Annotated in this window: 23 protein-coding genes; 7 read left to right on the top strand and 16 right to left on the bottom strand. The window is 53.3% G+C overall.

The window, feature by feature from the left end; all coding sequences use genetic code 11:
• Positions 1-56: 56 nt before the first annotated feature.
• From ABD949_RS09145 to ABD949_RS09185, 9 genes are all read right to left on the bottom strand, one after another.
• Complete coding sequence (locus ABD949_RS09145; RefSeq protein ID WP_345242733.1) at positions 57-1,829, bottom strand: RagB/SusD family nutrient uptake outer membrane protein; 1,773 nt, start codon at positions 1,827-1,829, stop codon at positions 57-59.
• A gap of 19 nt (positions 1,830-1,848) precedes the next feature.
• Positions 1,849-5,055, bottom strand: coding sequence for a SusC/RagA family TonB-linked outer membrane protein (locus tag ABD949_RS09150; protein WP_345242735.1), 3,207 nt, complete (start codon positions 5,053-5,055; stop codon positions 1,849-1,851).
• 329 nt (positions 5,056-5,384) lie between these two features.
• On the bottom strand, positions 5,385-6,905 hold the full coding sequence (gene treF / locus ABD949_RS09155) for an alpha,alpha-trehalase TreF (RefSeq protein WP_345242737.1): 1,521 nt from the start codon (positions 6,903-6,905) through the stop codon (positions 5,385-5,387).
• 169 nt (positions 6,906-7,074) lie between these two features.
• Positions 7,075-7,608, bottom strand: coding sequence for a hypothetical protein (locus ABD949_RS09160; RefSeq protein ID WP_345242738.1), 534 nt, complete (start codon positions 7,606-7,608; stop codon positions 7,075-7,077).
• Positions 7,609-7,647: 39 nt separating this feature from the next.
• A complete protein-coding gene (locus ABD949_RS09165; RefSeq protein ID WP_345242739.1) occupies positions 7,648-8,232 on the bottom strand; it encodes a hypothetical protein in 585 nt (194 codons plus the stop codon).
• A 131-nt stretch (positions 8,233-8,363) separates the two neighbouring features.
• The gene (locus ABD949_RS09170; RefSeq protein ID WP_345242741.1) at positions 8,364-9,140 is read right to left on the bottom strand and encodes a LytR/AlgR family response regulator transcription factor; all 777 of its coding nucleotides are present in this window, start codon (positions 9,138-9,140) and stop codon (positions 8,364-8,366) included.
• Positions 9,137-10,168: a sensor histidine kinase gene (locus tag ABD949_RS09175; RefSeq protein ID WP_345242743.1), complete on the bottom strand. Its 1,032-nt coding sequence runs from the start codon at positions 10,166-10,168 to the stop codon at positions 9,137-9,139. Before ABD949_RS09175 ends, ABD949_RS09170 begins: the two co-directional genes overlap by 4 nt.
• A 127-nt stretch (positions 10,169-10,295) precedes the next feature.
• Positions 10,296-11,360: a sensor histidine kinase gene (locus ABD949_RS09180; protein ID WP_345242744.1), complete on the bottom strand. Its 1,065-nt coding sequence runs from the start codon at positions 11,358-11,360 to the stop codon at positions 10,296-10,298.
• Between the two features lie 2 nt (positions 11,361-11,362).
• Positions 11,363-12,361 (bottom strand): sensor histidine kinase, encoded by a 999-nt coding sequence (locus ABD949_RS09185; protein WP_345242745.1) that lies wholly within the window; start codon positions 12,359-12,361, stop codon positions 11,363-11,365.
• A 282-nt stretch (positions 12,362-12,643) separates the two neighbouring features.
• Between ABD949_RS09185 and ABD949_RS09190 the strand changes: the two genes are divergently transcribed.
• Positions 12,644-13,258 carry a DUF1684 domain-containing protein gene (locus ABD949_RS09190; RefSeq protein ID WP_345242747.1) on the top strand — a complete coding sequence of 205 codons (615 nt, stop codon included), beginning with the start codon at positions 12,644-12,646 and terminating at the stop codon, positions 13,256-13,258.
• A gap of 4 nt (positions 13,259-13,262) precedes the next feature.
• On the opposite strand, the gene ABD949_RS09195 is transcribed toward ABD949_RS09190, so the two are convergent.
• The 5 genes from ABD949_RS09195 to ABD949_RS09215 all read right to left on the bottom strand — a co-directional run bounded on the left by ABD949_RS09195 (position 13,263) and on the right by ABD949_RS09215 (position 17,295).
• Positions 13,263-13,718, bottom strand: coding sequence for a DUF2147 domain-containing protein (locus ABD949_RS09195; RefSeq protein ID WP_345242749.1), 456 nt, complete (start codon positions 13,716-13,718; stop codon positions 13,263-13,265).
• Between the two features lie 76 nt (positions 13,719-13,794).
• Positions 13,795-14,580 carry a GNAT family N-acyltransferase gene (locus ABD949_RS09200; protein ID WP_345242751.1) on the bottom strand — a complete coding sequence of 262 codons (786 nt, stop codon included), beginning with the start codon at positions 14,578-14,580 and terminating at the stop codon, positions 13,795-13,797.
• Between the two features lie 33 nt (positions 14,581-14,613).
• Positions 14,614-15,372: a fatty acid desaturase family protein gene (locus tag ABD949_RS09205; protein WP_345242929.1), complete on the bottom strand. Its 759-nt coding sequence runs from the start codon at positions 15,370-15,372 to the stop codon at positions 14,614-14,616.
• Entirely contained in the window at positions 15,321-15,584 is a 264-nt protein-coding gene (locus tag ABD949_RS09210; RefSeq protein ID WP_345242935.1) for a hypothetical protein, read from the bottom strand. The genes ABD949_RS09205 and ABD949_RS09210 overlap by 52 nt, the downstream gene beginning before the upstream one ends.
• Positions 15,585-15,819: 235 nt before the next feature.
• A complete protein-coding gene (locus tag ABD949_RS09215) occupies positions 15,820-17,295 on the bottom strand; it encodes a mandelate racemase/muconate lactonizing enzyme family protein (RefSeq protein ID WP_345242753.1) in 1,476 nt (491 codons plus the stop codon).
• Positions 17,296-17,460: 165 nt separating this feature from the next.
• Between ABD949_RS09215 and ABD949_RS09220 the strand changes: the two genes are divergently transcribed.
• The 5 genes from ABD949_RS09220 to ABD949_RS09240 all read left to right on the top strand — a co-directional run bounded on the left by ABD949_RS09220 (position 17,461) and on the right by ABD949_RS09240 (position 21,954).
• Entirely contained in the window at positions 17,461-18,393 is a 933-nt protein-coding gene (locus tag ABD949_RS09220; RefSeq protein ID WP_345242755.1) for an RraA family protein, read from the top strand.
• Between the two features lie 14 nt (positions 18,394-18,407).
• The gene (locus tag ABD949_RS09225) at positions 18,408-19,349 is read left to right on the top strand and encodes an RraA family protein (RefSeq protein ID WP_345242757.1); all 942 of its coding nucleotides are present in this window, start codon (positions 18,408-18,410) and stop codon (positions 19,347-19,349) included.
• 36 nt (positions 19,350-19,385) lie between these two features.
• Complete coding sequence (locus tag ABD949_RS09230; protein ID WP_345242759.1) at positions 19,386-19,844, top strand: regulatory protein RecX; 459 nt, start codon at positions 19,386-19,388, stop codon at positions 19,842-19,844.
• 352 nt (positions 19,845-20,196) lie between these two features.
• On the top strand, positions 20,197-21,732 hold the full coding sequence (locus tag ABD949_RS09235) for a capsule assembly Wzi family protein (RefSeq protein ID WP_345242760.1): 1,536 nt from the start codon (positions 20,197-20,199) through the stop codon (positions 21,730-21,732).
• A gap of 27 nt (positions 21,733-21,759) precedes the next feature.
• A complete protein-coding gene (locus ABD949_RS09240; protein ID WP_345242762.1) occupies positions 21,760-21,954 on the top strand; it encodes a hypothetical protein in 195 nt (64 codons plus the stop codon).
• A gap of 77 nt (positions 21,955-22,031) precedes the next feature.
• Here the strand turns inward: ABD949_RS09240 and ABD949_RS09245 are convergent, their stop codons facing one another.
• Positions 22,032-23,021 carry a ribonucleoside-diphosphate reductase small subunit gene (locus ABD949_RS09245; RefSeq protein WP_345242764.1) on the bottom strand — a complete coding sequence of 330 codons (990 nt, stop codon included), beginning with the start codon at positions 23,019-23,021 and terminating at the stop codon, positions 22,032-22,034.
• A 381-nt stretch (positions 23,022-23,402) separates the two neighbouring features.
• Here ABD949_RS09245 and ABD949_RS09250 point away from each other — a divergent pair, with 381 nt between their 5' ends.
• A complete protein-coding gene (locus ABD949_RS09250; protein WP_345242766.1) occupies positions 23,403-24,125 on the top strand; it encodes a glycosyltransferase family 2 protein in 723 nt (240 codons plus the stop codon).
• Positions 24,126-24,287: 162 nt separating this feature from the next.
• Here the strand turns inward: ABD949_RS09250 and ABD949_RS09255 are convergent, their stop codons facing one another.
• Positions 24,288-24,680 (bottom strand): Hsp20/alpha crystallin family protein, encoded by a 393-nt coding sequence (locus ABD949_RS09255; RefSeq protein ID WP_345242768.1) that lies wholly within the window; start codon positions 24,678-24,680, stop codon positions 24,288-24,290.
• Positions 24,681-24,737 lie beyond the last annotated feature (57 nt).

The following is a 24,737-nucleotide window of genomic DNA, read 5'->3' on the forward strand; positions in this document are numbered from 1 at the left end:
ATGGTTCCTCTTTTAACGCTCAATTGCCGGGCAATCGCGTCTTAACGCATTACCCATTAGTACCCGTAATCTTGCTTCAGCTTCGGATTGGCATCCAGAGCAGCCTGGTTGATGGGAAACAGCTCACTCTTGTTCGGGGTGAAGTACTGCGCTACACTGTTGACGTATGTTGTGGTAATGTTCTGCCGCCAGTCTACGCGGGTCCAGCCGGTGGGAGCGGTCGTCAGCGTCGTTGGCTTGTACAGCGAGTTCAGAAAGACCATCTCCTCACCGTTGTTGCGGTAGAACAGATACCGCGGTACGTTGGCGTATTTACCGGTGGCGTTCAGCATATCGGTCAGGTTGGCGCGAGTTTCCTTGATCTTCGCGTCCAGCAGGTTCCAGCGGATCAGGTCGTACTTGCGGATGCCTTCACCCCCAAATTCCAGATAGCGTTCGTTAGCTACGGCGTTAAAGAACTCCTGTTTAGTCGTGGGCGTCACCCCGATCTTGCTGGCGTCACCTTTGAAGGCCCGCTTCCGGACTTCTTCGTAGGCGGCAATAGCCTCGGCAGTGGGGCCGTTCTTGAGTTCGTTCTCGGCTTCCGCAAACATCAGCAGCACGTCAGAGAAACGGATCAGCGGCCAGTTGATTCCCAGGTTTTGGGCCGAGCCAGACAGCAGCGGACTACGCCAGTCCCGACGGAACTTACCATCGGTGATGGTAGTCAGACGCTGCGGACTCTTCAGGTTATTGGCCGCCACCTGGTAGATCGTGATGGTTACATCCCGGCGCACATCCGTCGAGTCGAAGGCGTAGAAGTACGTCGGTAGCGCATTGATACCGCCCCCGCCCTGACCATAGCGTGAGTTTGCATCGAGCCGAGGACCGTTGTAGTAGCCCAGCTTGCTATCCGACTGCGCACTGTTACCGGCTGAACCTACTTCAAACATAATTTCGTAAGCCGGATCGGGTTGTAAGCCGTTCACGTATTTCTTGAACAGGTCTTCGTAGCTGGCGTTCAGGGTGTGCTGATCCCGGCGCTGCATCAGTTCGTGCGTTTCGTCGCGGGCGATTTGGTAGTATTTCTGGTGATCGGCTCGGCGCTCCATCTGTTTGGTGTCGCGCCGGAGCGAGTAACCGCCCCGGTACAGGGCCATCCGCGCCCGCAGGGCTTTCACGGCTCCTTTGGTAATCCGCTCATTACGCACCCCGGCATCCGTCCGCCAGGGAACCAGCTCGGTAGCCGTTTTCAGGTCGTCGAGCAAGAGGTCGTATACCTTGTCGCGATCTTCTTTCTCCAGAAACAGATCCGGCTGCTGGTACGAGGGTTTCAGCGGAGCCGGTACATCGCCCCAGGTACGAATCAGTTCAAGGTAGTATTGCGCCCGCAGTGTCAGAGCCTCACCGTGCAGCCGGCGCAGTTCCTTTTGCTCTGCGGCTGTGCCGTTGGTGTACAGCGACATCTGCGGGATTTGTTCAATGCACAGGTTGGCCCGCTCAATACCCCGGTAGAGCTCATTCCAACTGGAGGTAAGCTCCGTATTTCCGGCCCGGAGGTCGTACCGGCCGATACCCCGCCGACCATTGTCCAGGTTACCGCTGGTCATCATCTCATCGGAGTCGTACGGGTAGTACATGCTGATGCGGATACCATATCCGGCATCGCCCGAGAGGGGATCATAGGCTCCGAGTACGGCCAGCGTTGCGTTGCTGACGTTGGAGAAAACCGCCTGGTTGTCGAATTGCGAGATCGGTTCAACGGCCAGGTATTCTTTGCAGGCCGACAAACCACCCAGGGAGAGGACAGCGGCCAGGGCCAGTATTTTATAGGAACGAGTTGATTTCATTGCGTTTCGGGGTTGGAAATTAGAACGTGATATTGACACCCATGACGTATGTACGCGTTTTCGGATAGGCCGCAAAGTCGACACCCGGGGTCAGCGGGTTAAACCGGCGGGCGTTTACCTCCGGATCGAAGCCGGAATAGTTCGTCAGCGTAGCCAGGTTGTTGATCGTCCCAAAGAATCGGGCGTTCTGCATCTTTACTTTATTGATCAGCGTTTTCGGCAGGGAGTAACCCAGCGTTACGTTATTGATCCGCAGGAACGAGCCGTCTTCAATGGCCCATGAGTGCAGGTACGGCCGGTTGTTGGTAATGGGCTGCCAGATGCTGGCGTTGGCGTTCAGCGCGGCTAGTTCGGCCGGGTCGGTCACCACCTGCCCCTGTGCGTTTACAGTCCTCCACCGGTCGGCCATCACATCCAGCATGTTCACATTGCGGTAGAAGCCGGAGGTTAGTTCGATCTTGTTGGCGTTGTAGATGTCGTTGCCGTACACCCAGTTCATAAATACGCTGAAGTCGAAGTTCTTGTAGGTGAATTGGTTGTTGAAACCACCGATATGCTTCGGGTTGGCATCGCCGATGATCGTCCGGTCGTCTTCCAGCCGGATTACCCCGTCGCTGTTCAGGTCTTTCAGTTTGATAGTGCCGGGCTGCGGAGCACCGAAGATGGCGGCTGCCGTTGGTACGCCTTCTTTCAGCGTATACGTGCGGGTGGCCGCGTTGTAGTTGAAGTCATCCACTTTGTAGAAACCATCCGTGACGAAGCCGTACATCTGGCCCACCGGCTGACCCACCTTCAGAATGTAGTCGTCGGCTCCGTCGCTGCCTTGCCAGCCTGAGTTGGTCGTTTGCTGCTGCACCGGTCCCAGGTCTTCAACGCGGTTCCTGTTGAACGAAACGTTGAAGTTGGCAGTCCAGTTGAAGTCACGCGTCCGCATCACGTTGGCGCTTACTTGTAGTTCGACACCCCGGTTTGAGGTAGCACCCACGTTCTTGATCTGCGAGGTATAGCCGGAGGTAGACGGGATCGGAAGGTTGACCAGCAGATTTTTCGTCAGGTTGTTGTACACGTCGGCCGACAACTGCACCCGACCGCTCCACAGGCTCACATCCAGACCAATATTGCGGGAGTAAGTCGTCTCCCACGTCAGGTTCTGCTGTGCCAGCGAGGCCGGTGCAAACGCGGGCAGCACCGCATCGCCGAGGGCATACTGGCCGCTGGTGTTGTATAACTGCGCGAACAGGAAGTCACTAATCCGGTTGTTACCGGCGGCTCCGTAACTCAGGCGGAGTTTGGCGTCGTTGACAAACGCCAGGCCCTGCATAAAGTTTTCCTGCGAGAAACGCCACGCCAGCGATGCCGACGGGAAGTAGCCCCACTGATTAGCCGGTGCGAACTTAGACGAGCCGTCGGCCCGCATCGTGACCGTAGCCAGGTACTTCTTGTCGTAGGCGTAGTTAATCCGCCCAAAGAAGGACAGCAACCGGCTCTGCGACTCGGAACTGGTCGGCTGCGGCTGCACCGAACCCGGCGGAGGTGAGCCCAGGTTCATGTTGGCCAGCGCCTTCCCGGCAGAAATGTCCGATGGGAAGTACCGGGTCTCCAGACCCGTAGCGCGTGAACTGGTCTGGTAAATTTCCTGCCCTAATAAGGCGTCGATGTCATGCTTCCCCGCAATACCAGACCGGTTATACGTCAGCACGTTGGAGTTGTTGATGGTGACGCCGTTGGCGTTCCGGATCATGGCAACGGGTAGCCCAGAGTAGTTGCGGGCGGTACCCGTTACCTTGCTGTAGAACAGGTCGTCCCGGCTCACGTTGTTGTCGTAACCCGCCGTTACGCGCAGGGACAGACCCGGAATAAACTGGTAGCTGAAATACCCGCTGATGTTGGTCGCGTTGGTGTACCGCTTCTGATACTCGGCTTCCGTCAGGATGACCGGATTGCTCAGCCGGGTAGCGTTGTAGTAATCTTCGTCGAAGTCCATAACCGATGCGGCACCCCGGCGATTCAGTTCCAGCGGCTGGTACTGAATGGTGTGGCGGAGTCGGTTGTTACCGGCCGACCCGCTGCTGGAGGTACCGGCACCGTCGACCCGCTGACCGAGGTAGCGGACCACAAAACCTACTTTGGCCTTGTCGGAAATGGTATGGTCTAATTTGAAGTTGGCCAGTTTCCGGTCAAACGCCGACTGCAGCATCACGCCTTCTTCGGTGTTGCTGGTCAGACTCAGGTTGTAACTGGTGGTCCGGTTACCGCCGTTGATGGAGATATTATGGTTCTGGTAAGCGGCTTTCCGGCCGAAGATCTCATCCTGCCAGTTGATAAACGGGGCATTGCGGTAGTTGGACAGTGTATCCCAGGAGGAACCGTACTGGTTGGCAAAGCTGGTACTGTCGGTAGCGTTATTACGGGTTTTTTCGTACTGGTAGAGCACGTAATCGTACGGCTTCAGCACGCCCAGGTTTTTGAGGTTCTCCCGGAAGCCAAACGAGCCGTTATAGTTGACGGTGGTGCGGCTGTTGGTCTTTCCCGATTTGGTGGTGATGATGATAACTCCGTTCGCACCCCGTGCGCCGTAGATGGCGGTTGCCGACGCATCTTTCAGGACGTCGATGGTTTCTATATCCTGCGGGTTCAGGGTGTTGAGCGCGTTTTCTAACTGAATACCGTCTACTACATAGATCGGCGAGTTATCCTGCGTAATGGAGTTGCCCCCGCGTACGCGGATGCGGATATCGGCACCCGGTCCACCTTCGGAGGTCGTGACCTGCACCCCCGCCAGCCGGCCCGTAATGGCTTCGGCGGCATTGGTGATGGGGATATCCCGTAACTGTTTGGACCCCACCGACGATACTGATCCGGTCAGGTCCCGGCGATTTACGGTTCCGTAGCCAATCACAACTACCTCATTCAGCGTCTTTTCGTCGGGGCTCAGCGTAATATCAACCGCGCTGCGGTTGCCAACGGCTACCTCCTGGGGCGTATAGCCGATAAAGCTGAACGTCAGCGTAATGTTGCCGCGCTCGGGAACACGGAGCGTGTACTTGCCGTCGGCGTCGGTCGACGTACCAGTGGAGGTGCCTTTCAGAACGATGCTGACACCGGGGAGGGTTCCGCCGGAGCCGCCGTCTTTTACCTGACCCGTGATCGTCCGGGCCTGCTGGGCGTAGACAACGACAACGCAGCCAAGTAGGAGCAGGGTGAGAAATAGTTGTTTAATTTTCATAAGGTAGAACGTAAACAGTTAGACATAATCAGATCAAACTGTAATAGAAATTTTTTAAGATATAATAGGTTGGTTGTTGTTGCTGGTATAAGGAAGTACCGCTATGAAGCTATAGACGTATTTTGGAGGGAGCAAGCAAAATACAGACTCTTTTTACGCAATCGTTACCGGGAACGTTGTCATTCGGTACAATTTCGAGTAGGTGTTGTAACGTGCCGGGAAAATGGCTGGCAAGAAGGTAGGGTTAGACGATAGATAGCGCCTGGCTGACTTACAATTATTTTTTGGACAAAAGGTAGAATGCTTTAGCGGAAAGCAGAGGGAATAGGTTACTCCGACAGCAGGCGCAGGTAAACGCCGTTGGTCCAGCCGAAGCCGTCCTGGTTCGGGTAGTTGCCGCCCCCGGCCAGTAAGGTGGTATCTACGACGTTGTATTTCTCCATCATCTTGCCCGTTTCTTTGTAGACCTTATCGTTCAGGGCCAGCCAGCGGCTGCGAACTTCCCGCGCCGTTTCGGTGAAGCCATAGTTCGTCAGGCCCCGGTACGCCATCCACTGCAACGGTGCCCAGCCGTTGGGCGCATCCCACTGCTGGCCGGAGTTAACCAGCGTAGTAACGAGTCCACCGGGCTGCAAAAATTCATGCCGGAGCCGTTGGTGTACATGATTGGCCTGTTCCTCGGTAGCGATCCTGAAGAACAGCGGATACACGGCGGCTACCGTTAGTGAAGAAGTTGGCTGGCTGGTAGCGTGCTCATAGTCCGCGAAGAAATTAGTGTCAGTATTCCAGAACACAGTCTGAATAAGACGCTTCCGTTCTTCGGCAGCCTGCTCAAACTGGTCGGCTTTGTCCGGATTGCTCGTTTGACTGAAGGCAGTAGCCAGCGTGAGTTCCAGATAATACAGCAGGCAGTTGAGGTCTACCGGCACCAGATCGGCCGCCCGAATGGTAGTCATGGATTTCCCGTCGGCAAACCAGCGGCTGCTGAAGTCCCAGCCCGATTCGCACGCAGCCCGGTTGTGGCCATAAAATACTTCTGTTGGCATGCCCAACTCCTGGGCCTGTTGTTGAGCAGGTACTTCTTTGGGGTAGGCTTCGGGCCTTGGTGTTCCCTTCGGATCCCAATGGCGGTTCAGCACCGAGCCGTCCGGCAGTTGTACCACCCGCCGACAGACAGGGTTTTCGGCTGAAAGCTGGTCGTGGCCGCTCATCCAGAACTCGTATTCCTGTTCCAGTTGGGGCAAGTACTTTGTCAGTATGTTGCGTCCATCAACCTCGGCCAGCAACTGCACCATCAGGGCAAAGAAGGGCGGCTGCGACCGGCTCAGAAAGTACGTTCTATTACCATTGGGTATAAAACCATACAGGTCGATCAGGTAGGCAAAGTTGTTGACCATACTCCGGATCAGGCTAACCCGCCCCGACTGCTGCAGGCCGAGCATGGTAAAGTAGCTGTCCCAGTAAAATATTTCCCGGAAGCGCCCGCCGGGAACTATATAGGGGTAAGGCAGAGCCAGCCGCGAGCTTCCTTCTACGTCTGGATCGGGTGGGCGGGTCAGGTGGTCCCATAGCCGTTCGATATGCTCGGCGGTGGAGATGGACCGGTCGCTGACGTAGTCCGACGCCGGCTGGCTGGGGAGGGTGAAGTGTTGATGAACAAACGCCGATAAATCAAAGTCGGGTTTTGCTTTCTGCTCGTTGTACAGGGTTACAATATCGGCCGGGGCCATCATCGGAACACTGTCTACAAAGGTTTTAGTATCACCCAAGACCCGGCTTTGCTGAACAGCCTCGAATAAAGGCCCGTAGAGTTCGTCGGGCGTAGGCGTATAAAGTGACTGGATTATCATGCCGTCTTGTAAGGGTAACCAGGCAGGCGTACGTTCCGCTGCTTTCTGACAATAAACCGCCCACTGGTTTGGATGTTCATTCACCCGGAAAAGAAAAGGTGAGCCGTATTGCGGCTCACCTTTTCAACTACCAAACAGTTTCTCTCCGTTTCTTTTCAGAATCTGCTGCTTACCAGCTCGTCGCCTTCAGGGTCATGGCCTGCGTGTCAGACGGTGTATCTTTGATCAATAGTTTCTTCTGGCCGTTTTGTACAACTACTTCGTAGTAGAATGTACCCCCTTTTAGTTCGCTCTGTTTTGCATCACGCTTGAAATTTTTGCTAGGTGCGCAGGAGTAGTTACCCCGGTAATTACCCGATTTGGGCGTTAGCGTAAACGTCTGCTCATCTTCGTCAAACTTCACCTTGCCTTTGATGTACGTATAGGCTTCGGTGCGGCAGTTGTAGCTTGTGGTGGCGTTGATGACGTACTGTTCGTACTCGCCGTTCGGCTTGAAATCAAACACGACTGATTGCTCATAGGGATTGCCAGCGTATTGGCCTTCCTTCCAGAAGTTACTCATTGAGAACGTACCCCACATCCATTTGCCCGATACGTCGCCGGGTACTTTACTCTGGATGGCAGGTTCAATCTGGTTGTCTGGATTCGTGCAGGCAGTAGCCAGGAATGACAGCGTAAGCAGTGATAGAATTAACTTTTTCATGGTTGTGTGGATAGAATTGTGGTTGAAAAAAAGAGGTAATTAATAGGCTTGATAAATCAGGCGGCCGGTGGTTGCCTGCTTCAGGTTCGACTCGATCAGGACGCTGATGGCCAGCAGGCTCCAGGCGATAGCCGAGTAAAAACTACTGATGGTACCCACGGTGCCCACGCGACCCAGGGTGATCATCAGGACAAGCATGGTTGGTAACCATAGCCCGACGAAGAGGGGAACGTACCGACGCCAGCCTGATAAACCTTTTTTGACAATAACGGTAATCCCAATGACCAGCATAAGCAGGTTGCTGATGGGCCAGAATGCATCGAGTATGATAAACAAGAGGGGTCTGTCACCGGGGAAGAGGCCGGCATACACGTTCGAGAAATTGGCCAGAATCAGCGAACCAATCGCAATCTTCAGAATGGCTTTGCCGAAACGGCTGCTACCGGTCGCCTGAAGCCGCTGCATGACAAGAAGGCTACAAATCCAGGCCGACATGTACACGATCCCCCAGACTCCGTAGAACCAGGTGTTCTTCAACTGAGGATAAACACTTTCGAGGTATGAGCAAATGCCCAATGTGGGGGCTCCAATGAGGGCAAGTAGCCCTAGAACGCGGTTGTTCATTGTTGTTTTTGTTTGTGGTGTGAATAGATGTATTGAAAAAAGGGTATTGACGAATTCAAGACCGGGCTAAAGCCGCAGTGGCGGACCACCGGGTGGCGGACCACCGGGTGGCGGACCACCGGGGGCCGTTCTCAGCCGCCCAGCCATTCTTTAAAATCACGGGCGCGGTCGCGGCTCACGTACAGGGCTTCGTCGGAAGCGGGCTTCAGCGTTACCTTTAGCTTGCCGTTCAGGTGAACGTATACCGCTCCGATAGCTCTCCGGTCAACCAGGTGCTGGCGGCTTGCCCGGAAGAACTGTTTGGTATCAACCTGATCCTCCACATCATCCAGTGAGAAGTCGAGCGGGAAATACCGGTTGTCGTGGGTTTTCAGAAACGTTACCCGGTCTTCGCTGTAGAAGTAGGCCACCTCGCCGATGCCGATGGAGATCAGCCGCTGCCCCTGCCGTACCAGAAAATGCTCGCGGTGCGTAATGGGAGCCGGTGCTGACGAACGACGTAACTCCTGAATCAGCGACTCTACATTGAGCGCCGGGGCCGCCTGGAACATACTGCGCAGTTGCCGGAATTTGGCGATGCTTTTCTGCAGGTCATCTTTCTGGATGGGCTTCAGCAGGTAGTCGATGCTGTGTACCCGGAACGCCTGGAGGGCGTACTCGTCGTAGGCCGTCGTGAAGATGACCGGGCAGGTTACCTCGACCTCCTGAAAGATCTCGAAGCTTTGCCCATCTACCAGTTCAATATCCAGCAGGATCAGATCCGGCATTGGCCGGGTTTGCAGAAATTCCACCGTATCCTCAATGCTGTCGGTGCAGCCGACAATCTGCGCGTCGGGTGCCGTTTGCTGCACCAGTTCCTGAATGCGCTCGGCTGCTACTACCTCGTCTTCGACAATTAATACCTTCATGGCGTGGTCACTTGAATTAAGGGTATCTTTACGTTGAAACGCTTGGGCTCTTCCGTGACGACAATGTCGGGCTGGTTGAGCAGTTTATATTTGGTGGCGATGTTGGATAGTCCCATGCCGTTGGTTGGCACCGCTACCCGCTTCCGCTGAATGTTGTTCGTTACCACGAGCCACCGGTTCTGCTCGATCAGAACGTTCACCTGCAGTGGCTTCCGCACCGAAACCTGGTTGTGCTTCACCGCATTTTCTACCAGAATCTGGAGGGTCAGCGGTGGAATCAGCGTGTCCAGACAACCATCCGCCACATCTACGTTCAGCGCTATGCCGTTGCCGAAGCGGGTTTGCAGCAGGAAGAAGTAAGCCTGGGTGAACTCCAGTTCGCTGGTCAGCGAAATCAGCTCCTTCTCGTTACTCTGCAAGAGGTACCGGTACACTTTCGATAGCTCTGCGATGAACTTCACCGCCTGATCCGAATCCTTTTCCACGAGTGCCGTCAGCGTGTTAAGGCTGTTGAACAGAAAGTGTGGTTTTACCTGATTTTTCAGCGAATCGAGCTGGCTGATCAAGTTGGCTTTCTTCAGTTGCTCCGCTTCCTGATTGGCTTTCTGCCAGGCTTCAATGAACAGCAGCATTTTGTAAAAAGCCGCCACCAGTGTACTGTACAGAAGTGTATCCAGCAAGCCGTACAGCATAAAGCTGATCGGCGTGGGGTTATCCAGATGCGTTACCTCATACGCGAACCGATGCACACTGAACAGTGCCGTGGTGACCAGCAGCAGCGTCAGCGCTTCCGCCGTAAACCGACGCCGGGAAAGCTGCTCTGTCGGGTACCGTCGCTGGAAGTACACCACTACCAGCCGGCTGGATTCCCAGATAATCACGGAGGCCAGGAGAATGTGGTCCAGCAGACCCAGCAACGGAGCTGTTTCTTCGCCCCCGGCCCTTGCCGCCTGCATCAGCCCAAACCGGTGGATGGCAATCACCAGGATGCCTATCAGTCGGATTCGGAAATCGGTGGCAAGTTTCACGTTCTTATCTCAGCAGGTACGTTACAAAGTAAACAGATTGATTTTGGCTGCGAAACAGCCGGTTGCCCGACTCGTTGGATGGAGCTACCGACTCGTAGGTATCGGTGCCCGACTCGTCGGCAATGGGTCACGAATTTACCTGCTCCAGCAGGGGCACCGTGACGATAAAATGGCTCTCCGTCTCCCGGATTTCCATCTCATCTTTCGACAGGAGCTGGTACTTGGCGGCAATGTTCGATAGGCCCACGCGGTTCGAAGCGACCGGCGTGCGTTTGCGCTGCAGGTTATTACGGATCATCAGCCGGCCCTCGGGTGTTGACTGTATCTCGATCAGCAGCGGCTTATTGCTTTTGACAATGTTGTGCTTCACCGCATTTTCTACCAGCAGTTGCAGCGTCAGGGGAGGGAGGTAGCGGTTCAGGTACCGGTCATCAATAGCAAGGTCCATTGAGACACCATTGCCGAAGCGGGTCTTCAGCATATGGTAGTACGACTGAATAAACTTTAGCTCTGTTTCGAGGGTGGTCGTCTCGTAATTGTTGGTCTGCAACAGATAGCGGTATACCTGCGACATCTCGGTGACGAACTCCTCGGCTTTGTCGGGATCTTTGGAAATCAGGGCCGTCAGGGAATTCAGGGAATTGAACAGAAAGTGCGGATTGACCTGATTTTTGAGCCCGTCGATCTGGCTTTGCAGATTAGCCTTCCGGAGCTGCTCTTTCTCAATGGTACTGGCTTTCCATTCGGTAATGGAATAGATGCCTTCATAGATACCCACCGATACCACATTGGCCAGCAGATTAAGCAACAGGATCTGTTTGATGGCGTTGTAATCGGCTACATAGTTGAGGATACTGAAATGCGTGTACACCCAGAACGTGGAGATGATCACCGAGGAGGTCACGATGGCGAACGCCAGAAACATGAACAGGATACGCCGACCCGTTTGCTTCATGCCCGAAAAACGGGTGGAAATGCCCAGTACCAGCGCATCCATGGTGAAAAACGTGATCGTCGCTACCGACAGGTTGATGGCCGTGGCGGTGAAAAAGACACGCGGCTGGGTCAGGTACGGGTTGCCCAGCAGCAGATAGCCGATCAGCGGAATAAACCACGGGAACAATAAGCCATAGACCCATTTACAATGAGCGCTGAACCGGATCTGTGGCAATCGACTTCGGTAAGATTCCATAGTCAGGCGTTAGTCGGGTTAGGGGTAAGTAACGGTAGCTGCACGATGAACTGATTATCTTTTTCCAGAATAAGAGGCTCTGCTTCTACTAATTGACGGTATTTGGCGCTGATGTTGACCAGCCCCATACCGCCCGAGGATACCCGCAGGTTTTTACGCTGCAGTGTATTGCTGACGGTGAGTTGATCCTCTTCGTCCGTGCGAATAGTAATCGTCAGGGGCGACGCGGCATCCACAATGTTGTGTTTGACCGCATTTTCGATCAGCAGTTGCATCGTAGCCGGAGGCAGGCAATAACCAAGATGGTGTTCTTTTACTTCGTATTGAAACAGGATACCCTGCCCGAACCGGATACCGAGCAGGTGGGCGTAGGAGTGAACATAGTTCAATTCGGCTTCCAGCGTGGTGAGTTCGATATGGTTGGCCTGAAGCTGGTAGCGATAGACTTTTGATAGTTCACCCACGAATTTCTCGGCTTCTTCCGTGTTCTCCCCAATCAGTGCCGTCAGCGTGTTGAGCGAATTGAACAAAAAATGCGGGTTCACCTGTCCCTTGATCTTATCAAACTGCTGTTGCAGCGCGGCCCGCTTTAGCTCCTCTTTCTCCTGCAGATTGTCCTGCCATTTGGCATACATATACGATACACCCAGAAACAGGCAGTAAACGATAGCAAACACCAGACCCAGGGTGCAGATGGCACGGAGGGTAGGCCAGTCGAAGCGGGTGCCAAAGAGTGGGATCTGGCTGTAGAGAAAGGTATAAACGACACAAACGGTCAGTGTCAGCAGAATCAGGGAGACCAGCATCACCACCGACCGGATAAACGTCTGATGCATCTCCGGAAACCAGCGAAAAATTTGCCGGACGTTAACCGCCAGTAAGGCCAGGCCAATAACGTAGAGTGGTATAAGCAGCAGCGTAGCCAGCACGAATACGGTAAGGTTGGAGAAGAAGCGGGGGCCAATAAAGATATAATTGCCGATCGGAAGAAAGACCGGCATAATCAGCAAGTGGTACCAGAGTTCAAATCTGGCATTGGCCAGAAATTTTGCAAGGTTGGTTAAGGGCATACCTCGAATCGCAGACCGTCATCGCGCACCCGGCTGTATTTCACGGTTACTGTTGACCGTCGGGTGGTAAATACACAGCTAATTTCGAAAAATTAAGGCACAAAGTCCACCTGATTTGTTAGCTATTGTATAAACGGTCATCTGATAAAACCTATGTGGCTTTTTCCGGCTTTACATTGTAGCTTTATCGGTCGGTCTATGCGCATTTATTGTATGAAGCTTTTGTGGTGTTTGTTTCTGTATAGCCTGGTGTCTGGCGTATATGCTCAATCCAAACCGGAAACGTACGCCGGCCAGATCCGGCAGCATCGGGAGGAGTATAAAGCGGGCTTTCTGAAGTCGCCCAACAGTCCGCTTAAAACCGAAACCGACGTATCTTACCTGCGGTTTTATGAGCCAGACTCGACTTATCGCTTTGAGGCAGATGTCCGGCTGACACCCGAAGCCGAGCCGTTCGATATGCCGACATACGAAGGATTGCATAAACCCTACGTTCAGTATGCCGTACTAACGTTTACCCATAAGGGTAAGCCATACCAGTTGGCGTTGTTCCGAAGTTTGCAACTGATGCGGACTCCCCAATACCGTGATTACCTATTTTTACCGTTCAAGGATATAACCAACGGAGAGGAAACCTACGGGGGCGGCCGCTACCTCGACTTCAAATTGGGTGATATAAAAAACGGCAGACTCACCCTTGATTTCAACAAGGCGTATAACCCGTACTGTGCCTTCAGCGACGGGTATGCCTGCCCGGTGCCACCCAGAGAAAACCGGCTGCCCATTGCTATTACGGTGGGTGAGAAGAACTACGGCAAACCGCATTAACTCCCTACCGCACCCGCGTCCAGACCGATGTTTTCCCCAGAAAACTCATCCCCATCAGATACCCCCTGATGTGAAGGGTATTCGGGTCCTTAAGCAGCAGTTCGCAACTGTAAGTTCGACCATCCTCCGGATTGTAAATCTGGCCATTACCCCAGACGTTTTCCCCTTCAAAGGTGAAATTGGTCATTATATCCAGGTTCAGTAACGGACGGTTGCGGAGTTTTTCGTTGGGGTTTTTCAGATCTACTTTAGGTCTTTGAGTAGCCGGGTCATGCGAATCCTGCATCCAGACCAGTCTGCCAAAATACCGGTCTCCCCGCTTATACACCTGAACCTGATTCTTTTTTCGGGCGCTCAGCCAGGTGCCAACCACCGCATCGGAATGGTTGGCCTCGGGCGCAAAGCCAGTCGAAAAGACCAGTATGAGTAGCATCCAGAGGCTATACCGCAGTACGTTCATGAGTAATGTTGTTCTGTGTTTTGTAGTCGTCCGTATATAAACGCAGTTTAGCCCGAAATAAGTTTACGCCGGCGCGTTACTGATGCCTTAAAACGATTGGCGGTGCGCCGGAAACAGAAAAAGCCGGCGCGACTTTGGTGCCCTGTCGGGTGGTGGCATGCCCCCGCGTTTGCTCCTGACGGCACAGCGAGGCAACCTGTAATGCCTGTTGCAGAATTTGATGGGGCGCATCGATCACGCTGGCTACGACGGCCACACTGGGCAGCGTAAATGTAAAGCCGAGGAATCCATTTTTCTCCGGGCGCTGATCCAGGTAACAAAGGGTGGGTGTGATACGTGCATAGCGGCCTAACGCCTGCGCGGGGCAGGAGTAGAGTACCGAATCGATCCCATCCAGATACGTTAACCCCATAGCGGCCAGGTAAGCCAGGTAATAAACTCCACTATGCCGGAACTCTTTCAGCACACAGATCCGGCTGAATTCAGCCTTTGGGTCCAGATAGCTCTGTCTGGTGCCGGGCTGGTAATCAAATACAGCTTCCGAGGGTAACCCATATCCGGTGGCCGGGCGCACAGAAAGGTCCCACTCCGCCCGGATCTCATCGAGAGCATAGGCTGTCTGAGGAACAATCTGGCGCTTCACGACCCGTATGCCGGCGATCTGCCGCCCCTTATGGAAAATTCCGACTAAGTGAGAACGCCAGTCGTACGGGTCCAGATCCAGATTACCTTTCTTGTCGTCAATGCCAAACGCATCTTTAAACAAGGTGTACCGAAGCCGTAAGTGCTCAACAATATTTTCTTTTTGAGTCAATTCACGTATTTCCAGCGTTTCCAGCATGGATAGAATGTCGTAGTACATGGTTTTGTTGGTGTGGTGTGGATAAATGGTGTATCACTTCTGAATGAACTCCCGGAATTTGCTGGTAAACGACTCCGACCGGCGGTTGAGGAACCAGGAGAATTCATTGGTGTTTTCGTGGCCCAGTTCAGGCGTGTAGCGCTCAATATGCTGCTGCGTCCTGGGCAATTTGTACCAGGGCACCCACGGGAACAGGTGGTGCGCCGTGTGCATGTTGAAATTGAGCAGCACCCAGTCGGACCAGAAGGGAATGGTGTCGCAGGAGTGGGTCGTTACATCCTGCTCCCACAGCGCCAGGGGCTTCTGCGTGTCGATGTGCGGAGCGTCGATATGGTGCGGCAGGTTAATATTTTCTTCGATCACCAGTAAGAGCAACGAAGCGGGCAGAAACCAGATCAGGAAGGTTGTGAAGATACCCAGTTGCCAGATAGCCAGCCCAAAGCAGGCGTAAGCGAGCAGGTAGCCGATCTGATAGGTGATTTCCTTCTTTGTTCCTTTGCTGCGGTCACTTTGCTGCCACTCTTTAAACGGCAGCATCCAGAGCGCGAGCCGTTCGTTGAAAGCGATGAACGGAACGTAGATCGACCACATGAAGTTGAAGCGCTGCAACTTGGCGTCGGAGGCACTCGACAGGTAAGCGATCATGCGCTTGTGGGTGGGGTCGCCCATACTGCCCGACCAGCTGTGGTGATCCAAATGCGATTGCCGACGCGGCAGGAAAGGCAGGCCAATAAACAGGCTCAGAAAATGGCCCAGTGCCTCGTTGTGCGCTCTCCGTTTAAAGACCGCCAGATGACAGCATCGTGGTGAATAACATACAAATGAATCAGCGCAACGATCAGTAACAACTGACCAATCAGCCAGCTCATCCATTGGTAGTGAGTGGTAAGCTGCCAAGAAGCGGTAAGTAGGGCCGCATCAACGAATAAAATGAGCAGGCTGGGCAGCGCTGTGTAGGATTCTTTGACTTCAGCGCGAATCTGAGTCCAGGTAACTTTGTTCATGATAAACAGGTGTTGGCGTGGATGATGTTGTAAAGGTATCATCCAGCCACACCCTGAGCCAAGCGACCGCAGCCCCACTCGTTGAACCGGGCGACCCACTCGTCAAATTCAATTGCCAAATCGTAAAAAAGCCCCGACACCAAAGCGCCGGGGCTGATACTGCTAACTTCAAGCCGGAGTGAACAACCTGCTTACCGGAGCACCGGCCGCTGCAAATTGCCCACTGCCCGGTGACTTAACTCCATTCGCGGTCGTTGGAGTCGCGGGTATTCCAGGAGTCGGTCGGGGCGAACCACTGCGTATCTTTCTTGAGGAACTTCTTGGCGGCTTCTTCGTTTAGTTCGACGCCCAGGCCCGGTCTGTCAGGTACCCGAACAAAGCCTTTGTCGGCTATGGGCTTCAGGCCAGTAACGATGTCTTCCCAACCGGCCACATCGACGCCATGGTGTTCCAGCGCCACAAAGTTTTCGGTAGCGGCCGCGCAGTGTATGTTGGCCATCATTGAGATGGGCGAGCCGGCAAAGTGCATCGCCATCGGAATACCCCGCTCTTCGGCATAATCCCCGATCTTCTTGGTCTCCAGAATACCGCCCGACGAAGCCAGATCCGGGTGAATCATATCAATGGCCTTCGCGTCGATCAATTTGATGAATTCTTCTTTCAGGTAAATATCTTCACCGGTCAGCGTCGGTGTTTCAATAGCGTCCGAAATCTGTTTCCATTGGTCGGTGTAGAACCAGGGCACCAGGTCTTCGAGCCATGCCAGCCGGAACGGCTCCATCGCCTTACCAATCTGAATAGCCGTGTTTACGTCGAAGTGACCGAAGTGGTCGGCCGCCAGCGGTGTTTCGTAGCCGACAATTTCACGAACTCGACCGACATGCTCTACCAGTTGGTCCATGCCTTTTTTGGTCACCTGAATGCGGGTGAAGGGGTGCTTGGTATTCGCATAATTACCAAACTTGCCCGGAGCGCTGTCATTCCACTGCTGCCGGACACTCCACTGCTTGGCACCGACCAGCGCATCTTTCTTATCTGCCAGCATCCCGATACCGAAGTCCATCTTCAGGAAGGTAAAGCCCTGATCCCGGCGTTTTTCCATGTTTTTGGCAAACTCCTCATACGTTTTACCTTCCGGGGTATCGGCATAAATCCGGATGAAGTCGCGGAATTTGCCGCCCAGCATCTGGTAGACCGGGACATTATAGGCTTTACCGGCCAGATCCCACAGCGCCATTTCAACGCCACAGACACCCCCGGCCGCCCGGCTATGGTTACCAAACTGTTTAATCTCCTTAAAAATTTTCTCTACGTTACAGGGGTTTTTACCCAGCAGCCGGCTCTTGAGCATGAGCGCGTAGTTCGGGCTGGCTCCGTCGCGCACTTCGCCCCAGCCAACAAGGCCCTGGTTGGTATCAATACGGATAATCGGACTGCCGAAGGGTACACCCACCAAATGGGCAATGCGCAGGTCGGTAATCTTCAGGTCGGAGGGCTTGGAAGCTTTCTGTACCTTCTGGGTCAGAAACTCCATTTCCTGCTCCACCTTACCGTCGAACAGCATCCCCAGCGAAAGGCCACCCAGCGCCGAGTTGCGCAGGAAACTACGGCGGTCGCCCGCGGGCAGGTCAGTATCAGCAGCTTGTTTGGTGGAAGTACCTGGCCCCGGATGGTTCTTGGGTAACTGAAACAGGTGCTTGAAATTTTTCATGGGTCTATAAGGGTTTTTAGGGAATTAGCGCTACTTCAACAAAAAAGCGGAAAAATATCGAGATATAATTCTATTAATCGTGAAATTTATACATTTACCTGCTTTACTCAAAAAAGTGGCGTGCCTGATTGAATCACGTAAACTCCTTAAACCTTTATAAGAATTATGAATAAGAAAGCACTACTGGTGCTGGCATTGATGGTCAGTGGATTCTGCGCCAGTGCCCAGCGTGTAGGTTCAAGTCCTGAGCATATTCAGGCGCTAACGTCTAAGTGGCAGGGCGAGCGGTTTCCGGATGGGCGCCCGAAAGTACCTGATATCGTTGTGGAACGGCTGAAAAATTGTACGCTGGAACAAGTCTGGGGGTATATGGAGCGGAAAGGCTACCGCAACCAGGTTGAGCGCGACTGGATTATCCTGAAGCCCGGTGAAACCATGACCGGCCGCGTGGTAACCGCTCAGTTTATGCCTACCCGTCCCGACCTCGACAGCCTGGTGCGGGCGCAGGGCAAAGCCGAAGGCCGCTCTCAGAAAGGGGGCATCAACATCTGGCCCATCGATATCCTGACCAAAGGCGATGTGTACGTTGCCGATGGCTACGGCAAGATCAAAGACGGTACGCTGATCGGCTCCAGCCTGGGTAACGCCATCTACGGCAAAACCGGCAATGGCGTGATCTTCTACGGCTCCATCCGGGATATGCAGGAGCTGAGAGATACCAAAGGCTTTAATGCCTGGGTAAAAGGTCATCACCCTTCGTACATCAAAGACATGACGCCTACCGCCATCAACGCGCCCATCCGCATCGGCGAGGTGACGGTACTGCCGGGCGATATAGTGTTCGCCAACGAATACGGGGTTGCCTTTGTACCGGCTCATCTGGTCGAAGGGCTGGTTTCCGCTTCGGAAATGACCGCGTTGCGCGACGAATTTGAGCGTTACCTGTTGCAGCAGAGTAAATACCCGTCGGGGGAGATCCACGGCGACTGGTCCGACAAGATCAAAAATGAATTCAGAACCTGGGTAGGCAAATACCCCAAAAAGCTGGCGGTAACCCAGAAAGAGATTGAAGCCTATCTGGCCAAAGATGGTCATTAATTCAAGAGCTGACGATGAATGTAAACCGGTTTTCTATTGCAGTCGTATTATCACTCCTCTTTACTACGGTAGGAGGAGTTTCTTTATTTGCCCAGACAATTTCCAGAGACGAACTGGTCTTCCTGACCTCGGAGTGGAAAGGGGAGCGGTTTCCGGATGGGCGCCCGAAAGTGGCGGACAACCTGCTGGGGCGGGCCAGAAACATTGGTATTGCCGATGCCTGGACGGTGCTGAAGAACGAAGGCTACCTGAACCAGTACGAAGGTAACTGGAAGATGGTGCGCGACGATGTGCCGGTAGTCGGGCGGGCTGTTACGGCCATGTTTATGCCCAGTCGGCCGGATGTTGAAAAAAACATCAAGGAGCGCGGTATTAGCAAACAGGGCCGCAAAGGCAACACCAACTCCTGGCCGATTGATGTCTTGACCAAAGGCGATGTGTACGTAGCTGATGGTTTCGGCAAAATCGGCGGAGGAACGCTGATTGGGGCCACCCTGGCGAACTCCATCTTCAGCAAGTCCGGCAACGGCGTTATTTTCAACGGAGCCGCCCGCGATCTGGCCGAAATCCAGACCATTCAGGGCTTCAATGCCTTTGTCCGGGACTTCCACCCATCTTTTCTGGAAGAAATGGTGCTGATGGGCCTGAACACGCCCATTCGGATCGGCAGTGCGATGGTGCTGCCCGGTGATCTGGTCATGGCCCAGCGTGAAGGCGTGCTGTTCATCCCGGCGCACCTGGCCGAGCAGGTTATCAGCACCTGCGAGTTTGTGACCCGTAAGGATAAGTTTGGGTTTGAAATGGTGAAGTCCGGCCGCTACACCGCCGGCCAGATCGACAGCCAGTGGAACGACGATCTGAAAAATGAATTTCTCAAATGGCTTGCCCAGCACCCTGAACTCGGCAGCATGAACCGCGCCGACCTGGACAGAGTAATGAGTAAGCGAACGTGGTAAACCGAACTGGCCGCCTTTCCCGTGTGTTTTACAAGTATGACTGATCGCTTAAAAGATGCGCTGCGAAAGGCGGCTTCGTTCTGTGCCTATCAGGAGCGTACCCAGCAGGAGGTGCGCGAACGGCTCGATGACTGGGGGATTTACGGCGACGATGCCGATGAGGTAATCGCTGAACTGATTACTCTGAATTACCTGAACGAAGAGCGATTTGCCAAAACATTTGCCGGTGGAAAGTTCCGGGTGAAGCAGTGGGGAAAACGAAAGATCCGGCAGCATTTGCAGCAGCGCGGCATTACCGGCTATAATTTGGATCAGGCAATGACCGAGATCGGGGCAGACGACTACCGCGAAGCGCTGGCGGCCCTGCTCGATAAAAAGCGCCGGAGCCTGCGCGACGATAATCCGCTTGTAATAAAGCAGAAACTGGCCCGCTATGCCATGAGCAAAGGCTACGAATCCGACCTGATCTGGCAGGTGCTGGGCGAGGCAGAATAACCAACATCCCTCCTAAAGTCTACTGTATTCAATTGCCATTCCGGGCTTATCAACCGGATGTTTTCCCCTGGGTGCTTAAAAACCGATACCTGCGTCATAATGCATTTTATCACCCTGTAAACGTATACTCCTACCGTTAATACGGCGGCTTTATCCCGCTGAATCAGTTTTCTGCTTTGGAAAGTCCGTACATGCTGATTGCCTGAACAAGGTAACACTTCATGCGTTAATATAAAGATTTGCTACTATCTGAATGCCCGCCGGTTCCGGCAGCGTGTTTAGACTCTGCCTCAGTTCATCAGCTTATACGTTTTACCACCTGACTATGCGTGCAACTATACTACTATTTGTTATGGGGCCTTTGACCGCGTACAGCCAACAAACCCTGCCGTCTCTCAGGCCCACGCACCTGTTTGGCGAAGTTGGGGGATTCTTCGCGCCGGCTAAACCTACCCCTTTCTGGTTACAGGCCAATCAGTACGGTATTGTACCTGACATCCTGCCGCAAAGTACGTTTCGCCTGGGTTTACGGCATGACGAGGGGCATTTGTACAAAGAGCCGGATGGTCGCCAGCCTAACGGTGTTGTTCGACGATCCTTTTTCCGGCTGGGCTACGGGCTGGAGGCCGTGGTGAACAGCCATGCAGGTAAGAGTCCCCAATTGATACTGCCGGAGGCCTATGTGAAAGCGAGAGCAGGCGTGTGGGAAATATGGGCCGGCCGCCGGCGGGAAGTGATTGGCCTGGCCGATTCAACGATTGGTATTGGGCCCTATAGCTGGTCAGGAAACGCCCTGCCGATTCCGAAAATACAGATTGCCCTGCCGGAGTATACGGCAATCCCTTTTACAGGGGGGCTGTTGGCGGCTCGTGGTTTGTACGCCCATGGCTGGTTTGCAAACCAGGGATATGTCAGGGGGTCAAGGCTTCACCAGAAGGCGTTGTATATTCGGTTTGGTAAACCTGTCTGGCCTGTAAAGTTTTATGGTGGCATTAACCATCAGGTGCAGTGGGGGGGACAAACAGAGAACCTGCCGGGCGGCTACATTCGTAACGGACAATTACCTTCTGGGTTTGGTGACTACATCGATATTGTGACGGCAAAAAGCCTGGGGGCGCGGCCGAATGTTGATACGCTCAAGTACAGTCCCTTTGACCGGGAGAACCGCATCGGCAACCACCTGGGTACTGTTGATGTCGGTGTAGAATTTACGAATACCAACTTCTCTCTATCGGTGTATCGCCAGTCGATCTACGAAGATGGCTCACTGGTTTACCTGACCAACATTACCGATGGGCTGCATGGGCTGCGCTTTGTAAATAACCGTCCGGCACAGGGACTCTTCACCGTTCAGCGGGCGTTGCTGGAGTTTCTCAACACGACAAGTCAGGGCGGTGCCGTGTTTCAGGACTCGCCCGCCAAATTACGAGGCAAGGATAACTATTTTAATCACGGGCAGTACCGCGATGGCTGGGCGTATCAGGGGCGCACCATCGGGACCCCTTTTATAACACCCGCCTCGGCAACCCTTGCCGGACTGCCGCGCCACTGGTTCAGCAATAATACCCGGGTAATGGCTTTCCATGGTGCGCTGGTAGGCTCAATAGCGTCCAGATATACCCTTACGTTCAAATGCTCGGTCAGCGAAAACCTGGGCACGTATGATACGCCCTTTTCGGAGCCGATCTGGCAACTATCGTCGATGATGTCGCTTCAAGTGCCCCTGGCCCAGAGCGGCTGGCAGATCAATACAGCGTTTGGGCTTGATCGGGGCGCCCTTTACGCCAACAGTACAGGGCTTTATATTGGCGTCCGCAAGAGCTGGGAGAAGAAGGTATCCGTCGATAAAAAGTCTCCCAACTACTTTTTACGGGGTAGAGGTTTTTAGTCAGCCGTCTGTTACTAACATGGAGCTATGCCGTACTATGTGGTCGAGGTAGGGACACCCGAGGGCGAATGGCTACCTATTGCCGGGTTCGGAGAGGATCATTCTATCCTTCTACCGGATTCGCACCAGCGAATGACTTTTGAGGAGGCCAATCGCCGGTACCGGCAGTTAACCGCTACCTTTCCGTTCGAGGAGTTCAGGATAAGCCGGAAAGACGAATAGGTTACCTTCCGCTTCTAGTAGTAAAAAGCCCCCGACTGCTCGGAGGCTTTTGGATATTGAAACAAGAAACAGACTTTTCAAAAGTCCTCCTCAAGCGTAAACTTCGCCGTTTCTCGCTCGTTCAGATTCGACATCACACCCGCTTTTTGGTATTCGCCGACGCGCTTCTCGAAGAAGTTGGTCTTGCCCTGCAATGAAATCATATCCATGAAATCAAACGGGTTGGTTACGTTATAGACCTTCTGCAGCCCCAGCGAGACCAACAGGTGATCGGCGACAAATTCAATGTACTGCTTCATCAGGTCGGCGTTCATTCCGATCAGCGATACCGGCAGTGCATCGCTCACAAACTCCTGCTCGATGTCGACGGCATCCTTGATGAGCGTGTATACCTGCTCATCCGGTAGTTTGTTCCGGATGTGATCCGTGTAGAGCAGGCAGGCAAAATCGCGGTGGAGCCCTTCGTCGCGGGAGATCAGCTCATTGGAGAATGACAGGCCGGGCATAAGCCCCCGCTTTTTCAGCCAGAAAATAGAGCAGAATGAACCCGAGAAGAAAATACCCTCTACGGCCGCGAAAGCCAGCAGGCGCTCTACAAACGAGCCATTGTCAATCCAGCGAAGTGCCCATTCGGCTTTCTTCTGTACGCAGGGAATGGTGTCGATGGCGTTCAGCATCTTGTCTTTCTCGACCGGATCTTTAATATAGGTATCGATCAGCAGCGAGTAGGTTTCCGAGTGGATGTTTTCCATCATGACCTGGAAGCCATAAAAACATTTGGCTTCGGCGTATTGCACCTGCGACAGAAAGTTGACGGCCAGGTTTTCGTTGACGATCCCATCGCTGGCGGCAAAGAAAGCCAGGACATGGGAAACGAAATGCCGTTCGCCGTCGCTCAGGTTTTCCCAGTCTTTGAGGTCTTGCGAAAGGTCTATTTCTTCGGCAGTCCAGAACGAAGCCTCGTGCTTCTTGTACATCTGCCAGATGTCGCCGTGCTGGATGGGGAACAGCACAAACCGGCCCTTATCCTCTTCAAGGATTGGCTCAATCGCATTATTCTGTATCATAAAAACGAGAGTTTACAAATAGCGCTTTACGATTTCCAAAAACCGTAAATGGTCATTAGTAGGCTTGCTGACCAGCCAACAAAAATAGCCGATTCAACAGGATAGTCAAGGGTGAAAACTGGTCGTTTGCTAAGTAGTAAACTTACTAAACTGGTAACGCCTACTGTATCAGCGAGTTGGGTGTTTTGCCGGAAAGCAAGTTCTTTGTTTAGTGCTATAAAATTATAAGGCGTTGATTATCAAGAAGCTTATACGTTCTCAATCTCAATCTAAATAACTCAGATGCCCTGGGACTACCTCTTTATTTTCTCCAATTCCTGTGTATTTTTGCTTATTTCCTTTACATCGTAATCCATCTTGACTATTCCTATCTCTGCTGTAATGATCACGTTCAACTCCGAGCGTGTGTTGCCTGATGTGCTGCAGGCTTTGGCCTGGTGCGACGAAATTGTGATTGTTGATTCGGGCAGTACCGACTGCACCCTGGGTATTGCCGGGCGGTTTGGCTGCCGGGTTATCCATCGTGCCTTCGACGGGTTTGGTGCCCAGAAAGGCTTTGCCGTGACTCAGGCCAGCCACGACTGGGTGTTAGTAGTTGACGCCGATGAGATAGTGACCCCTGAACTGCGTGACGAGATGCGGCAACGCGTCGGGCGCGAGAAAGCGGTAGGCTACGCGGTTCCGATCTCGCTGGTATTTCTGAACAAACTGATGCGCTACGGGGGGGAATACAAGATGCCCCATCTTCGGTTGTTCAACCGGCAGTACGGCAACTACAACACCAACCGGGTACACGAAGATGTAGTGCTGAACGGCCCGGTAGCCCGGTTGCAAAACCATATGCTGCACCATAGCTATGGCTCGTTGCACGAGTATTTCGAGAAATTTAACCGCTATACCACCGCCGGCGCCAGGGATCTGGCCAGCCGGCAAAAGAAAGGTTCACTTGTGCAGGTTGTATTCCGGCTACCTATTACCTTTTTCAAGGAGTATATTCTTAAACTAAACCTCCTGAACGGGTATCCCGGTTTTCTCTGGTCGCTGTTTTCGGCTATGTACCCGGTGGTGAAGTATGCGAAACTGCGGGAGATGCAGAAGGGGTAGACCGGTCTACAACTAAAAAAGGCCCGATTCCGTAGAAGCAGGCCTTCGATATATGTTGACAGAGCCAGAGAGCGGCTCCGGATACGGGAAGAAAGAATTCAGGAGTATAAACTCTTCAGTCGGATAAAACGCTGGTCAGTAAATTGACAGAGACTCCCGAATTTAGAATAAACCTTCAATGTCGATCCGGCGGTTGAGGTGCTCTTCATTCTTGAAGGGCAGCGACACCATTACCCGGCCGTGTTCGTGAACGGCTTCAATCTGCTCGGCGTCAACAAACGTCGGAATGTCCAACACCCGTAAAAACATCGGCACAGCCAGACGCTGACCTACTGTATCGTTATCCTGTACCAACAAGGTGTATAGTACAAGCTTATTTCCTTCAATCAGGACGTTAAACGCATTGGCGTCTACGCCTGGGGCAGATAGTGTAATGATTAAACGATCTTCTTCGCGCTGAACATCCATGGTTGTCATACTCGAACCACCGTAAAGCGTGTTCAACAGATCTATCTGACCTCCCGTTCCACTGAATACATTCTCTATCGCTCTCATGGTATCTGTTGTTTACTGTTCAACTTAAGTTTTACAAAACCCGTGCCTACTTTTTAA

The sequence above is a fragment of the Nibrella saemangeumensis genome, from assembly GCF_039541915.1.
Classification (GTDB): Bacteria; Bacteroidota; Bacteroidia; order Cytophagales; family Spirosomataceae; genus Nibrella; species Nibrella saemangeumensis.